Origin of the sequence: Nitratidesulfovibrio oxamicus (genome assembly GCF_015731765.1) — a bacterium.
In the GTDB taxonomy this organism is placed as follows: Bacteria; Desulfobacterota; Desulfovibrionia; order Desulfovibrionales; family Desulfovibrionaceae; genus Cupidesulfovibrio; species Cupidesulfovibrio oxamicus.
On the sequence record NZ_VRYY01000508.1, the window covers coordinates 1 to 12,936 of the forward strand.

Genomic DNA, 12,936 nt, shown 5'->3' on the forward strand with positions numbered 1-12,936 from the left:
GCACGCCGGGTGCTGCTGCCGGGTGCGCCGCCGGAGACGGATGGCGCCCTGCGCCGGGTGCGGCGCCGGGCTTTTGCCGTCAGAACAGTTCCTTCCGCTTGGACGAGGAGGGAATGTCCATGGCAGTACGATACTTCGCAACGGTCCTGCGGGCAATATTGACTTTGAGCTGATCCTTCAGAATTTCACCTATCCGCTCGTCGCTCAGCGGCTCGCGCGGGTCTTCGTCGGCAATCAGCTTCTTGATCAGCGCCTTGACGCTCTCGGAACCCACCTGGCTGCCGTCGTCCAGTTCCAGCGCACTGTTGAAGAAGAACTTCAACTCCATGATGCCGTGCGGCGTGGCCACGTACTTGCTGGTGGTGATACGGCTGACGGTGGATTCGTGCATGCCGATGTCGTCGGCGATGTCCTTCAGGATGAGCGGCTTCAGACGCGAAACGCCGTCCTCGAAAAAGCCGCGCTGGTACTTGACGATGGATTCCACAACCTTGTACAGCGTGCGCTGGCGCTGGTACAGGCTCTTGATGAGCCACGAGGCAGAGCGCATCTTTTCCTGAAAATATTCGCGCTCGCCCGCTGACGCAGCCGCCGCGGCGGACCGTTCGTACATGGTGCTCAGTTGCAGGTGCGGCAGGCCGTCCTCGTTGAGCATGATGATGAAATCGTCGTCGTACTTGTAGACGTACACATCGGGGCTGACGAACTGCGGATCGCCGCCGCCGTAGCTGGCGCCGGGCATGGGGTCCAGGGTCTGGATGAGGTCCAGGTACTCCTTCAGGTCCTCCATGGTCAGGCGAAACTTGCGCAACAGCGGCTTGTAGCGGCGTTTCTCCAGGTCTTCCAGGTGGTCGCGCACCAGTTCCACCAGCACCTTGTCGCGCGTGTAGCCCAGCATCTCTATCTGCACCAGCAGGCATTCCTGCGCCGTGCGCGCGGACACCCCCACCGGGTCGAAACGCTGCACGGCGTGCAGCACGGACTCCACCTCGCCGGGGGTCACGCCCGCCATTTCGGCGATGTCGTCCACCGTGGCGTGCAGGTAGCCCGACGATGCGATGTTGCCGATGATCACCTCGCCGATGTCCTTCTGGCGCTCGGTCAGCGAGGACAGGCGCAACTGCCACATCAGGTGCCCTTCCAACGAGGGCTTTGCGGCGTAGCGCGCCTCGAACGAGGTCATTTCCTCGGGCAGTTCCGTTTCGCGCACCGTGGACTGGCGGCTGGTGCTGGCGAAGTCGCCAAGGTAGTCTTCCCAGTCGGCATCACGAGCGATTTCACGGTCATAGGCTACGTCGGCAGCTGCGGTGGCGGCTTCGCGCGGGTCGGGAGTCTCGACCTGCGGCCCCTCGTCCTGGGCTTCTTCCAGAAACGGGTTTTCCAGCATCTCCTGCTGCACCGTCTCGACAAGCTCCAGCCGCGAAAGCTGCAACAGCCGGATGGCCTGTTGCAGTTGCGGCGTCATCACCAATTGCTGGGTGAGCTTGAGCTGCTGCCTGAGTTCCAATGCCATGCGTGGACAACCCCTATGACCCTGCGTCGTGACCGGACGGCCTTGCGCTGTGGCCTTGTATCCTTGCGTTGGGGCCAAACGACATGACGACGCAACACGGGGTGCGACGACAAGCAAGAAACGGCCCACTGTGAAAATGTGTTCCCTTCCCCAAGAGGTTAGGTAAACCATGCCATAGAAGCAAGAAGTATGCAACCGCTGTCGCCAATACGCCGCGACACTCCCGGAAGCCTTCCGCCCTCCCTGCCTCCGGCCCCGAAAAGGGACGGCGGCCACAACGGATACGGCGCCCCCCGCAGTGCGAAAGGCGCCGTGAACATGGACGCGTTGCCGCCGCACATGGCGATGCGGCCACAACGGGCAGAAAGCAATGGCCCGGACTACAGCGAAAAACCTTCGCCCAGATACACGTCCCGCGCGCGCGGGTTGTCCACGATGTGCGCGGGGGTGCCCTCCAGAATCACCTCGCCCTGATGCACCAGGTAGGCCCGGTCACAGATGTGCAGGGTTTCGCGCACGTTGTGGTCGGATATGAGCACCCCGATGCCTCTGTTGCGCAGGCCGGTGATGAGCTGCTGGATGTCGTCCACGGCCAGCGGGTCGATGCCCGCGAACGGCTCGTCCAGCAGGATGAACTTGGGATCGCGGATCATGGACCGGGCAATCTCCAACCGTCGCCGTTCGCCGCCGGAAAGATGCATGGCCACGGAATTGGCCAGGTGGGTGATGCCGAAGTCTTCCAGCAGCATGTCGCCGCGTTCCTTCTGCTGCGCCTTGGAAAGCCCGGTGTGCTCAAGAATCATCTGAAGGTTCTGGCGTACGGTAAGGCGGCGAAAGATGGAGCTTTCCTGCGGCAGGTAGCTCAGCCCCACCCGCGCCCGTTCGTGCAGGGGCCAGTCGGCGATGTCGCGGCCATCCAGTTCTACCCGGCCCGATGTCGGCTTGATGATGCCGATGAGCATGTAGAACGTGGTGGTCTTGCCCGCGCCGTTGGGGCCAAGCAGGCCCACGGTCTCGCCCTGGCTCACCGTCAGCGACACGCCGCGCACGACTTCGCGCTGGCCGAACTGCTTGTGCAGGTCTTCTCCGCGCAACACCGAACTCACTGGGCAGCCCCCTTGGGGGCGGCATCGCCCGTGGCGGCGTCCTTGCCGTTGCCCTTGCCGTTGTCCCTGGATTCGCCAAGGGGGTTCACGTCGCCGGACGAGGTGAACACCGCCTGCACCCGCTTGGTGGAGGTGCCGCGCACTTCGCTGCGGTTTTCCCGGGTGTAGAAGGTGATGACGTCGCCCTTGATGTTGTTTTCACCTTCGTGCAGCACGGGGTTGCCCTCCATGACCAGCACGGCGTTGTCCACGGTGTAGGTGGCCTTTTCGCATTCGCCGGTGCGGTTGTCGCGCTTCATGCGCACCTTGCGCTCGGCCACCATGCGGTCGATTTCACCGGCGTCCATGGCGCCCGGGCCAGCCGGGGCAGGCGCATCAGCCCCCTGCCCCGCCACGGCCTTGCCGGGTTTGGCCGCCTTCTTGCGCAGGTACAGGGTAATCTTTTCGGCCCACATCTCGAAGTCGGGCCGCTGGACGTACACGTCACCCTCGAAGATCACCACCTGGCCCTTGGCGTCGTACTGCATGCGGTCGGACTTGACGGCGGTGGGCACGTCGCGGCGCACCCCGGCGGCCGACTTGGCGTCCGCCGCCACGGCGGGGGCGGAAAAGGTCAACAGCAGCGCCACGCACAGCGCGGAGCGGATGCCGGTATGTCTCATTGCCTCGTCTCCTGCTTGGTTGACTTGGAAGCGCCCGCGCCCTGCTGCACAGCCTTGGCCGTCGGGGCCTTCTGGCCCGAAGCCTTCTGGCCCGATGCCTTCTGGCCCGATGCCTTCTGGCCCGATGCCTTCTGGTCGGATGATTTCTTTTCGGGCGACTTTTTGGCCGGGGCTTTCTGCACGGCTTTCTTCTGGGAATCGGCGTCCTGCGGGGCCGGCTTGGGGGCCGCCACATTGCCCGGCACGGGCTGGCCGCCACCGTCGCCCGCACGCGGGGTGAGCAGCATGGTCACGCCGTCGCTGCCGCGCAGCACGTCACTGGCCATGTCCCATTCCAGCCGGGTGGCGTTGCCCGAAAGGCTCTGCCCCTCAATGCGCGCCCCTTCCGGAAAATACATGATGCGGCTGGTGCCGTTGTAGACCATCAGCCTGGCGAACAGTTCGTGGCGGTCATGGGTGGCATGCACGTCGTCCCACATGCTCACCATCTGGGCCTCTTGCTGCACTTCGCCCTTCTTTGCCAAAATGCGCACCTGCTTGCCGCCGTCCATCTGATAGACAATGTCGGGGCTGTCCACGTCGATGACGTTGTTGCTCTGGCGCAGTTGGGCCCAGGTGGCCTTCAGCCGCCACAGCTCGATGCCCTTTTCGCCCTGCACCAGTTCGATGCCCTTCATGGCCACGCCCACGGCCTCTTCCAGCGTGGCGGGGTCAGCATGGCCACCGGAAATGGCCGTTTCCAGCGCCTGGCGCATCCCTGCCTGCCAACGCCATGCGGCGGCACCGCCGACAACCAGCGCAACCAGCAGCAGGATCAACAGCGTACGGCGTCTCATGCCTGCTCCGGCCAGCTTTCCAGCATGCGGTCCAGCAGGCCCTGTTCGGCCAGCAGAAAGCGGATGGCCTCGCGCACGGCGCCATGGCCACCGCTGGCGGTGGTCACATAGCGGGCCAGGGCCTTGACCTCGGGCTGGGCATTGGCCACGGCCATGGGCAGGCCCACCAGCTTCAGCGGGCCGAAGTCCACCCAGTCGTCACCAAGGTAGGCCACCTGCGACCATTCAAGGTTGTGCTTGCGGCGAATACCGTCGATACACTCCGACTTGTGCAGGAAGCCCGCGTGGTAGTCCTGGATGCCCAGGCTGCGGATGCGCGCTTCCACCGCGCCGGAGGTCAGCCCGGTGATCACCGCCACGGCGATTCCCGCGGCCTGCGCCAGCTTGATGCCCAGGCCGTCCTGCACGTTGAAGCGCTTGGTCACCCGCCCTTCATCATCGTAGTACAGGCCGCCGTCGGTCATCACTCCGTCCACGTCCAGCACCAGCAGCGAGATGGAGCGGGCCAGGTCTTCAGCTCGCATACGGCAGGCTCCAGAGGGCGGCGAAGTCGCGCAGCAGCGGGGCCAGCTTGTCCAGCGGCCAGCTGTTGGGGCCGTCGCACAGGGCATGATCCGGGTCGGGGTGGGTTTCCAGGAACACTCCGTCCACACCGGCGGCCACGGCTGCGCGGGACAGCATGGGCACGAAGCGGCGGTCGCCGCCGGACGAGGAGCCCTTGCCGCCGGGCAGTTGCACGGAGTGGGTGGCGTCGAACACCACCGGCACGCCATAGCCCTGCATGATGGGCAGCGAACGAAAATCCACCACCAGATTGTTGTAGCCGAAGCTGGCCCCGCGCTCCGTCAGGAGAATGCGGCTGTTGCCGGTGGAGCGCAGCTTGTCCAGCGCGGGGGCCATGTCCCACGGGGCCACGAACTGGCCCTTCTTGACGTTGACCACCCGGCCCGTCTGCGCCGCGGCCAGCAGCAGACTGGTCTGGCGGCACAGGAAGGCGGGAATCTGGAGCACATCGGCCACTTCGGCCACGGGTTTCGCCTGTTCCGGCTCGTGAATGTCGGTGACCACGGGCAGGCCGGTTTCCTGCTTGATGCGGGCCAGCCATTCCATGCCGCGCGCAAGGCCGGGGCCGCGAAAGCCGTCCAGCGACGTGCGGTTGGCCTTGTCCCACGAACTCTTGAACACGGCGAACAGCCCGGCGGCCTCGGCCGCCTCGCGCACGGCGTGGGCGGTATCCAGGGCCAGTTCCAGGCTTTCAAGGGCGCACGGCCCGGCGAAAATGAACCGGCGCGCGCGCAGGCGCTCGTACAGGGCGTCCGGCGTCATGCCGCCGGAGGCGGTAGCCAAGGTGGTGCTGGATGATTCGGGATGCATGGTTCTCCGTGGCGGATGAGGGCGCGGCGGACCGGCCTGCCTGACCGGATGCGGCAAATGTGGCCGCATGGGGTGCGCGCGGGCGGTGCGCTTCGGAAATATACCGGGTAACGGCTGGCCGGGCAGGCCGGAAACGTCGTGTTCTCCTGCCCCGCCGGACGCTTTTACCATCAGTCGGCACCTTTCGCCACATCGGGCTGCCTATGCTCCGGCGAAAGATGACGGCAGTTCCGGCGAAAGGCCGCCCAAGGCAGCCGCGCCCCGCAAGAGTCAGACCCTTAACAATGCGACGGATTGCCGCCGCGTCAAGAGTGCGCGAAAGAACAGCTGCAAGGGCAGGTGCATGCGGGAACGGACGATGCACGCGAAACCCGCACGAGGCAACCGCGCCCCCCCCCGCAGACGGCGACGCGCCTTCCACCGGGGAAGGCGCGTCGCCTCATATCCGTGATGTACGGCCGACGGCGCGCTACTTGCCCTTTTTGCCGCCCACGGCTTCCTTCTTGGCCGCCTTGATGAATTCGCGGAACAAGGGGTGCGGGCGCATGGGGTTGGACTTGAACTCGGGGTGGAACTGGCAGCCCAGGAACCACGGATGGTCGGGCAGTTCCACGATTTCCACCAGTTCTCCGTCGGGCGAAAGGCCGCTGAACACCAGGCCCTTTTCGGCCATGGCCTCGAAGTAGGCCTTGTTGAATTCGAAGCGGTGACGATGACGCTCGTCCACGCGCTCGGCGCCGTAGGCGTCCCACGCCTTGGTGCCGGGCACCACCACGCAGGGGTACGCGCCAAGGCGCAGCGTGCCGCCCTTGTCGCTGGAGGCGTCGCGGCGTTCCACCGCGCCCTTGCGGAAGTCGTACCACTCGGTCATCAGGTAGATGACCTTGTTGTCGGTAAGCTCGTTGAATTCTTCGGAGTTGGCGTCGGCCAGGCCCAGCACGTTGCGGGCGTATTCGATGACCGCGCACTGCATGCCAAGGCAGATGCCGAAGAAGGGAATCTTGTGCTCGCGCGCGTGGCGGATGGAGCGGATCTTGCCTTCCACGCCGCGATGCCCGAAGCCGCCCGGCACCAGGATGCCGTCGCACCCGGCCAGCTTTTCGGCCACGTTGGCCTCGGTGATCTCTTCCGAGTTCACGTAGCGCAGGTTCACCTTGACCTTGTTGGCCACGCCACCGTGGATCAGCGCCTCGTGCAGGCTCTTGTACGCTTCCTTGAGGTCCACGTACTTGCCCACGATGCCGATGGTCACCTGCCCTTCCGGGTGCGAGCAGGTGTGGATCAGCGTCTCCCACGACTCCAGGTTGGCGTTCTTGGCGGGCAGGCGCAGCATGATGGCGATCTTCTGGTCGAAGCCTTCCTCGTAGAAGCGCAGCGGCACCTCGTAAATGTTGTCCACGTCCACCGACGAGAACACGGCGTCCTGGTCCACGTCGCAGAACAGGGCGATCTTGCGCTTGAGCTCTGCGCTGATGGCCTTTTCGCAACGGCACAGGATGATGTCGGGCTGGATGCCGATGGAGCGCAGTTCCTTGACGCTGTGCTGGGTGGGCTTGGTCTTGTGCTCGCCCGCGGCCTTCAGGTAGGGCACCAGCGTCAGGTGGACGTACAGGCAGTGGTCCTTGCCGAGGTCGCCGCGCAGTTGGCGGATGGCTTCGAGGAAGGGCAGTCCCTCGATGTCGCCCACGGTGCCGCCGATTTCGATCAGCGCCACGTCGGGCTCGTCCTCGGCCAGGCCGAGGATGGCGTTCTTGATCTCGTCGGTCACGTGCGGGATGACCTGCACGGTGCCGCCCAGGTAGTCGCCCCGGCGTTCCTTGGTGATGACGCGGTGGTAGATGGACCCCGAGGTGTAGTTGTTCTTCTGCGACAGCGACTCGCCGAGGTACCGCTCGTAATGCCCGAGGTCGAGGTCGGTTTCCGCGCCGTCATCGGTGACATACACTTCGCCGTGCTGGAACGGATTCATCGTGCCGGGGTCGACGTTGATGTAGGGGTCGAGCTTCTGGATGGTTACCTTGAGCCCACGGGCCTTCAGCAGCGCTCCGATGGAGGCGGCGGCCAGCCCCTTGCCGAGCGAGGACAGCACGCCCCCGGTGATGAATATGAACTTGGTCTTCATGAAACTCCTGCCTGAGTGACTGGTTGCTCTCGCTCGCGGCGCGCGGATCGTGCCGCACGCGCGTTACAGCGCTCGCCCTTCGGTTGACGCGATACGCAAAAAAACGCCATCCGGACCTTATGCCACATTTTCGGCATGAAGGTCAGCCGTTGACGTGATGTACCACTGGAACGTAATATCGACGGTCCCGGCTATCCCCAGCGCACGGCAGCATTGCCGAAGCGCCTGAAACAGCGGGCGCAGGACAGCGGAAACGGTTCGGGCACGGCCCCCGTTTCCGCAGTGTCGTTCAGGCGTCCGGAAACTTTTCCGGTCACTTTCGCGGAAACGTCCTTGACGGGCAGGCCCCATCCGGGCATGCGTCCCCACAGGTCTCGAGCACATGGGGCATGCCCGGCGACAACCGGACGGCGCAGCGCTGACGAGTAGCTAGTCGAGGCACATCACCCTGTCAAGACTGTCAGGACAGACAAGAAACCCATCGAGGAGCAGCGCATGGCGCAGGTGAACACGCTGGTCATCACCGGCTACGGCACGAACTCGCACGAGGAATCGGCCCACGCGGCCCGCCTTGCCGGCGCAGACCGGGCCGATGTGGCGCATTTCGCCGACATCGTGGCCCGCAGGATCAGGATCGAGGACTACAATTTCATCGTCTTTCCCGGCGGCTTTCTGGACGGGGACGACCTGGGCGCGGCCCATGCCGCCGCGCAGCGTTGGCTGCACCTTTCCGACGCCGACGGGCAGGCCCTGCTGGACCGCCTGAAGGAATTCGTGGCCCGGGGCGGCCTGGCCATCGGCATCTGCAACGGCTTTCAGCTGCTGGTAAAGCTGGGTCTGTTGCCCGCGCTGGACGGCAAGTACTTCGAGCGGCAGGTGTCGCTGGGCCACAACGATTCGGCCCGCTACGAAGACCGCTGGGTGACCCTGAAGGTCAACCCCGCCAGTCCCTGCGTGTTCACCAAGGGCATCGAAACCCTGTACGTGCCCGTGCGCCACGGCGAGGGCAAGCTGGTGCCGCTGGACGACGAGGTGATGCGCCGCCTGGTGGCCGAGAACCTGGTCACCCTGCAATACGCCCACCCGGAAACCGGCGCGGTGACCATGGAATACCCGTGGAACCCCAACGGCTCTCCGCTGGGCATCGCCGGGCTGACCGACCCGTCCGGCCGCATCCTGGGCCTGATGCCCCACCCCGAAGCCTTCAACCACCCCACCAACCATCCGGGCTGGACGCGCGGTGAGCCTGCCACCCTTGGCACGGTGCTGTTCGAAAACGCGGTACGCCACCTGCGCGGCCAATAGTTCGAAACGGTCGCGGGGCGAGCCTGCCACCCTTGGCACGGTGCTGTTCGAAAACGCGGTACGCCACCTGCGCGGCCAATAGTTCGAAACGGTCGCGCGGTGAGCCTGCCACCCTTGGCACGGTGCTGTTCGAAAACGCGGTACGCCACCTGCGCGGCCAATAGTCCGAAACAGTCCGCAGGCGCCGCCAGATATCCGCATGCAACGCGGGAAGGGAATGCACGCATCCCCTTCCCGCGCTTTTCGTTGCGCGCGCCAGGCACCTTTTCAAGCCGGGACCGGGGCGGTATAGGCAGCTAGACGGGGCGGGGTGAGGGCTCGGCGCAATCCGGCCCGTACGGTTCCGGCAGGTTCCCCAATCCCCTTTGGCTCGGCATTTCCAATTGGTCCGTCAGCCCAACAGACCCGGCAATTCCAAAGGAGGCGCACGCCATGATTCGTTGCCATGCCTGCGGCGCCGACGCCTCCACCGGCTGGGTGCTCGGCTTCGTTCCCTCGCCCGACAACCTGAAGATGGGCCTGTGCCGCGAGCACGACACCCCGGACAACCGCAAGCTGGTCAAGACGGCATGGCGCGCCCTGATGGAACGCGAGATACGCGCCATGAACGAGCTTTCCGGACACAAGGCGGGCGCTGTGCTGCGCTGGCGGCTGGACATAGCGTTCATCGACGGGGGTACGGTGACCCAGGACTGTCTGGAATGCATCGCCACTCCGCAGTCCACCCTGCAGGTGCTGCTGCCCGACGGCACCCTGCGCTTCTACCCCCTGCCCCAGATCCGCCGCTACGACCTGCGCCCCGTGCCCGCCCCGGCATCGGACAAGGCGTAGCCCCGCGAAGGCAGCCGATCCATCCCGACCATCCGTACCAATTCGCCATCGCCGGGTCATTCAACCGAGCCCTGCCGCCCTTTCAACAGGGGCACAGGTAGTTCTTTACCGCTCCCCATTGCCCGCTCTGCCCCCTTGCCGCCCGTGCCCGAGTTGACAGGCCCGCCCCGCGGATGCATAGCAAGCGCTTGCAAACGCCTGGCCCGCGCGGCCACCGCAACCGACAACCACGGAGACGCCATGTACGCCGACGCCGCCACCGAAGCCGCCGTGAATGCCTTCATAGCCCAATGGACCGCCGGACAAGACGGCGCGGGCGTGCTGCCCGTGTTCGTGGCCCTGTGCGATCACCTGCACACCCATGATGGTGCGGTGGCGGAATTCGTCAGCCGACCCGGCGTCAGCCATTCGCTACGCGGCACCTTTCCGGGCTGGGCAGCCCGCCCGCTGGCCGTGCTGGTGGACGTGATCGACGATGACCCCGCCGCGCGCTGGCTGTCGGTGTGCTTTCACGACGATTCCCTGACCGACCCGGAAGAGCGCGGCGACTGGATTCCCACCGGTCTCAACGGCAACGACGCCCGCTGCTTCAACCTGGAAGACGGCGATGAAGAGTTCATGTTCTACGTGAAGGAACGCATTTCCGAGGCCTTTGCCCACTGCCGCGCCAGCGCGTAACCCCGCGCAGTAGAGGCATTTTCGCAAAAAGTGCGTCCCCCGCTCGCAACCGCGAACGGGGGACGTTTTCTTTGTGCGTTGGTTCCGCTTCACTATGCCGAAGCGTGGCAAGGACTGTCAGGAGCTGTTTCTGAATTAGGATTTTCGTTCGTTGGCGAGGAAAACGAGCCTGCCATGAAGGAGTGCGGCAGCCGTTAGATGAGCGAAGCGAATCTTACGGATGGCGACCGCAGAGCGTATTCATATCATATTAGACTGAGCCTTAGCCGTTAGGCGAGCGCACGGCGCGAGTCTTACGGATAAGGACAGCAACGCAATGGCGGGTGACGTTTGACCGCGTTGCACACGATGCCCGTAAGGCTCGCAAGCTCGCCTAACGGGCACGCTTGGCGCCCTTCGGGTCGGAAGCCAACGGGCGAAAGGACTATTCACAAACAGGCCCTACGCGAAATCGGGGTCAATGGCCGCCCGCCCATTGTCCAGCATCACCTTCAGAAAGCGTACGGTGCGCTCGTCCACCGGCACGATGGGAAAGTGCTGCATGCACGAATCGCACTGTGCCATGGAGGGCTGGGTGGGGCTGATCAGCGGCACCTGGCGGCGGCAGTGCGGGCACGGGTAGAAGAAGATCACTTCCAGCCCGTCGGGGCGCACCGGATTGAGGGGCTTGCGGCTCTTGCCGCCCTGCCCGTTGTTCCCGTTCCTGTTGTCACCGGCCATCTATGCCGCCTCCGTGTCGCCGTCGTTCTCAAACAGGGGTGCGCCGGTCATCAGGTCAGGCTTGTCCACGCCCCACAGGCCAAGGATGGTGGGGGCTATGTCCCCCAGCCTGCCGTCGCCGCGCAGGCGCAGCGCGCGCATGCCGTCGGGCTGCGACGCATCGCGTTCCGCCACCACGCAGTGCACCCGGTTGGTGGTGTGGGCGGTTTGCGGGTTGCCCGCGCCGTCCAGCAGTTCTTCCGCGTTGCCATGGTCGGCGGTGACGATGAGCCGCCCGCCCGCGCCCAGCACCGCATCCGCGATGCGGCCCACGCAGGCGTCCACCGTTTCCACGGCGGCAATGGCCGCCGGAATGATGCCGGTGTGGCCCACCATGTCGCAATTGGCCAGGTTGCAGACCACAAGGTGGTAGCCGCCCTGTCGCCATTCTTCCAGCAGCAGGTCGGTGACCTCCACCGCGCTCATGGCGGGCTTCAGGTCATAGGTGGCCACGTCGCGCGGGGAGGCCACAAGGCGGCGTTCCTCGCCGGGGAAAGGTTCCTCGCGACCGCAGTTCAGGAAGTAGGTGACGTGGGCGTACTTTTCCGTCTCCGCTATGCGCAACTGGCGCAGCCCCATGGACGACACCACCTCGCCGATGGTCATGGCCAGGTTGTCCTTGCCGAAGGCCACGGGCACGTCGAAGCTGGCGTCGTAGCCGGTCATGGTCACGAAGCCGGAAAGCGCGGGGCGCCTGCCGCCGTCCGCCTCGCGGTCGAACCCGTCGAAGGAGGGGTCGATGAAGGCGCGGGTCAGCTGGCGGGCGCGATCCGCCCTGAAATTGAAGAAGAACACGCCGTCGCCGTCGGCCACCCGGCCCACGGGCGCGCCGTCTTCCGTCACCACACGGGGGGTGACGAACTCGTCGGTCTCACCCGCCGCATAGGCCGCGCGTACGGCCTCGGCCAGCGAGCCTGCGCCAGCCTCCACCAGAGTGCCCTTGCCGCCGGTCACACCAGTAAGGGCCGTCCACGCCAGCGCGTTGCGCTCGTAGCGCTTGTCACGGTCCATGGCGTAGTAGCGACCGGTCAGGGTGGCGATGCGCCCCCAGCCCGCGTCACGCAGGATGGCTTCCAGGTCGGCCACGTAGCCCGCGCCGCTGGTGGGCGAGGTGTCGCGCCCGTCCAGGAAGGCATGTATCAGTACGGGAATGTTGCGGGATCTGGCCGCCTCGACAATGGGGCGCAGGTGGCGGATGTGGCTGTGCACCCCGCCGTCGGAAAGCAGGCCCATCAGGTGCAGCCGCCCGCCGGACGCAACAAGGGATTCCAGCAGGCCGCACAGCGCGGAGTTACGGCCAAGTTCGCCGTTTTCCACGGCCATGTCGATGCGGGTAAGGTCCTGATAGACCACCCGGCCCGCGCCGATGTTCATGTGGCCCACTTCGGAGTTGCCCATGAACCCGGCGGGCAGGCCCACGTCACGCCCGGAGCAGGCCAGCGTGGTGCGCGAGGGCAGCGCCGTGAGCCGGTCGAGGTTGGGGGTGCGCGCCAGCGACACCGCGTTGCCCGGCCCGGCGGGAGCAATGCCCCAGCCGTCCAGGATCAGCAGTACCGCAGGCGTCAGCCCCTGCCCCTGTTTTTGGCCCTGTTGCCCTTCCCGCCCCGGCGTGCTCACTGGTCGTCCCCTTCCGGGGCCTTGGGCGCTGCGGGCTTGCGGGTGCGTGCGCGGGGCTTGGGTTCCTCGGCGTCCGCATCGGCGGACGAGGTGGCAGCGCGCTTGGTGGTGACGGCGGCGGCGCGGGCGCCAG

The 12,936-nt window shown here is 65.7% G+C and carries 12 protein-coding genes; 3 read left to right on the forward strand and 9 right to left on the reverse strand.

The window, feature by feature from the left end; all coding sequences use genetic code 11:
- Positions 1 to 79: 79 nt before the first annotated feature.
- The 7 genes from rpoN to pyrG form a co-directional block, all read right to left on the reverse strand.
- Positions 80 to 1,513 carry an RNA polymerase factor sigma-54 gene (gene rpoN, locus FVW20_RS14625; RefSeq protein WP_196610187.1) on the reverse strand — a complete coding sequence of 478 codons (1,434 nt, stop codon included), beginning with the start codon at positions 1,511 to 1,513 and terminating at the stop codon, positions 80 to 82.
- Positions 1,514 to 1,893: 380 nt separating this feature from the next.
- Positions 1,894 to 2,619 (reverse strand): LPS export ABC transporter ATP-binding protein, encoded by a 726-nt coding sequence (lptB, locus tag FVW20_RS14630; RefSeq protein ID WP_196610188.1) that lies wholly within the window; start codon positions 2,617 to 2,619, stop codon positions 1,894 to 1,896.
- Positions 2,616 to 3,281, reverse strand: a complete 666-nt coding sequence (locus tag FVW20_RS14635; RefSeq protein WP_196610189.1) for an LptA/OstA family protein — start codon at positions 3,279 to 3,281, stop codon at positions 2,616 to 2,618. Before FVW20_RS14635 ends, lptB begins: the two co-directional genes overlap by 4 nt.
- Complete coding sequence (lptC, locus tag FVW20_RS14640; RefSeq protein WP_196610190.1) at positions 3,278 to 4,117, reverse strand: LPS export ABC transporter periplasmic protein LptC; 840 nt, start codon at positions 4,115 to 4,117, stop codon at positions 3,278 to 3,280. Before lptC ends, FVW20_RS14635 begins: the two co-directional genes overlap by 4 nt.
- A complete protein-coding gene (locus FVW20_RS14645; RefSeq protein ID WP_196610191.1) occupies positions 4,114 to 4,641 on the reverse strand; it encodes a KdsC family phosphatase in 528 nt (175 codons plus the stop codon). The genes lptC and FVW20_RS14645 overlap by 4 nt, the downstream gene beginning before the upstream one ends.
- Positions 4,631 to 5,443 carry a 3-deoxy-8-phosphooctulonate synthase gene (gene kdsA / locus FVW20_RS14650; protein WP_196610196.1) on the reverse strand — a complete coding sequence of 271 codons (813 nt, stop codon included), beginning with the start codon at positions 5,441 to 5,443 and terminating at the stop codon, positions 4,631 to 4,633. Before kdsA ends, FVW20_RS14645 begins: the two co-directional genes overlap by 11 nt.
- A 517-nt stretch (positions 5,444 to 5,960) precedes the next feature.
- Positions 5,961 to 7,613 (reverse strand): CTP synthase, encoded by a 1,653-nt coding sequence (pyrG, locus tag FVW20_RS14655; RefSeq protein WP_196610192.1) that lies wholly within the window; start codon positions 7,611 to 7,613, stop codon positions 5,961 to 5,963.
- Positions 7,614 to 8,108: 495 nt separating this feature from the next.
- Here pyrG and FVW20_RS14660 point away from each other — a divergent pair, with 495 nt between their 5' ends.
- From FVW20_RS14660 to FVW20_RS14670, 3 genes are all read left to right on the forward strand, one after another.
- The gene (locus FVW20_RS14660) at positions 8,109 to 8,918 is read left to right on the forward strand and encodes a phosphoribosylformylglycinamidine synthase subunit PurQ (protein WP_012611583.1); all 810 of its coding nucleotides are present in this window, start codon (positions 8,109 to 8,111) and stop codon (positions 8,916 to 8,918) included.
- A gap of 432 nt (positions 8,919 to 9,350) precedes the next feature.
- On the forward strand, positions 9,351 to 9,749 hold the full coding sequence (locus FVW20_RS14665; protein ID WP_196610193.1) for a hypothetical protein: 399 nt from the start codon (positions 9,351 to 9,353) through the stop codon (positions 9,747 to 9,749).
- Positions 9,750 to 9,989: 240 nt separating this feature from the next.
- The gene (locus FVW20_RS14670; RefSeq protein WP_196610194.1) at positions 9,990 to 10,427 is read left to right on the forward strand and encodes a hypothetical protein; all 438 of its coding nucleotides are present in this window, start codon (positions 9,990 to 9,992) and stop codon (positions 10,425 to 10,427) included.
- A gap of 441 nt (positions 10,428 to 10,868) precedes the next feature.
- Here FVW20_RS14670 and FVW20_RS14675 read toward each other — a convergent pair whose 3' ends face one another.
- Both FVW20_RS14675 and gpmI read right to left on the reverse strand, forming a co-directional pair.
- Positions 10,869 to 11,147 (reverse strand): hypothetical protein, encoded by a 279-nt coding sequence (locus tag FVW20_RS14675; RefSeq protein WP_196610195.1) that lies wholly within the window; start codon positions 11,145 to 11,147, stop codon positions 10,869 to 10,871.
- Positions 11,148 to 12,752 carry a 2,3-bisphosphoglycerate-independent phosphoglycerate mutase gene (gene gpmI / locus FVW20_RS14680; protein WP_196610197.1) on the reverse strand — a complete coding sequence of 535 codons (1,605 nt, stop codon included), beginning with the start codon at positions 12,750 to 12,752 and terminating at the stop codon, positions 11,148 to 11,150.
- Positions 12,753 to 12,936 lie beyond the last annotated feature (184 nt).

What these genes read in the sequence shown, in the direction of transcription:
- rpoN (WP_196610187.1), bottom strand. Translation starts at nt 1,513, where the DNA reads ATGGCATTGGAACTCAGGCAGCAGCTCAAGCTCACCCAGCAATTGGTG.
- FVW20_RS14635 (WP_196610189.1), bottom strand. Translation starts at nt 3,281, where the DNA reads ATGAGACATACCGGCATCCGCTCCGCGCTGTGCGTGGCGCTGCTGTTG.
- lptC (WP_196610190.1), bottom strand. Translation starts at nt 4,117, where the DNA reads ATGAGACGCCGTACGCTGTTGATCCTGCTGCTGGTTGCGCTGGTTGTC.
- FVW20_RS14645 (WP_196610191.1), bottom strand. Translation starts at nt 4,641, where the DNA reads ATGCGAGCTGAAGACCTGGCCCGCTCCATCTCGCTGCTGGTGCTGGAC.
- kdsA (WP_196610196.1), bottom strand. Translation starts at nt 5,443, where the DNA reads ATGACGCCGGACGCCCTGTACGAGCGCCTGCGCGCGCGCCGGTTCATT.
- pyrG (WP_196610192.1), bottom strand. Translation starts at nt 7,613, where the DNA reads ATGAAGACCAAGTTCATATTCATCACCGGGGGCGTGCTGTCCTCGCTC.
- FVW20_RS14660 (WP_012611583.1), top strand. Translation starts at nt 8,109, where the DNA reads ATGGCGCAGGTGAACACGCTGGTCATCACCGGCTACGGCACGAACTCG.
- FVW20_RS14665 (WP_196610193.1), top strand. Translation starts at nt 9,351, where the DNA reads ATGATTCGTTGCCATGCCTGCGGCGCCGACGCCTCCACCGGCTGGGTG.
- FVW20_RS14670 (WP_196610194.1), top strand. Translation starts at nt 9,990, where the DNA reads ATGTACGCCGACGCCGCCACCGAAGCCGCCGTGAATGCCTTCATAGCC.
- FVW20_RS14675 (WP_196610195.1), bottom strand. Translation starts at nt 11,147, where the DNA reads ATGGCCGGTGACAACAGGAACGGGAACAACGGGCAGGGCGGCAAGAGC.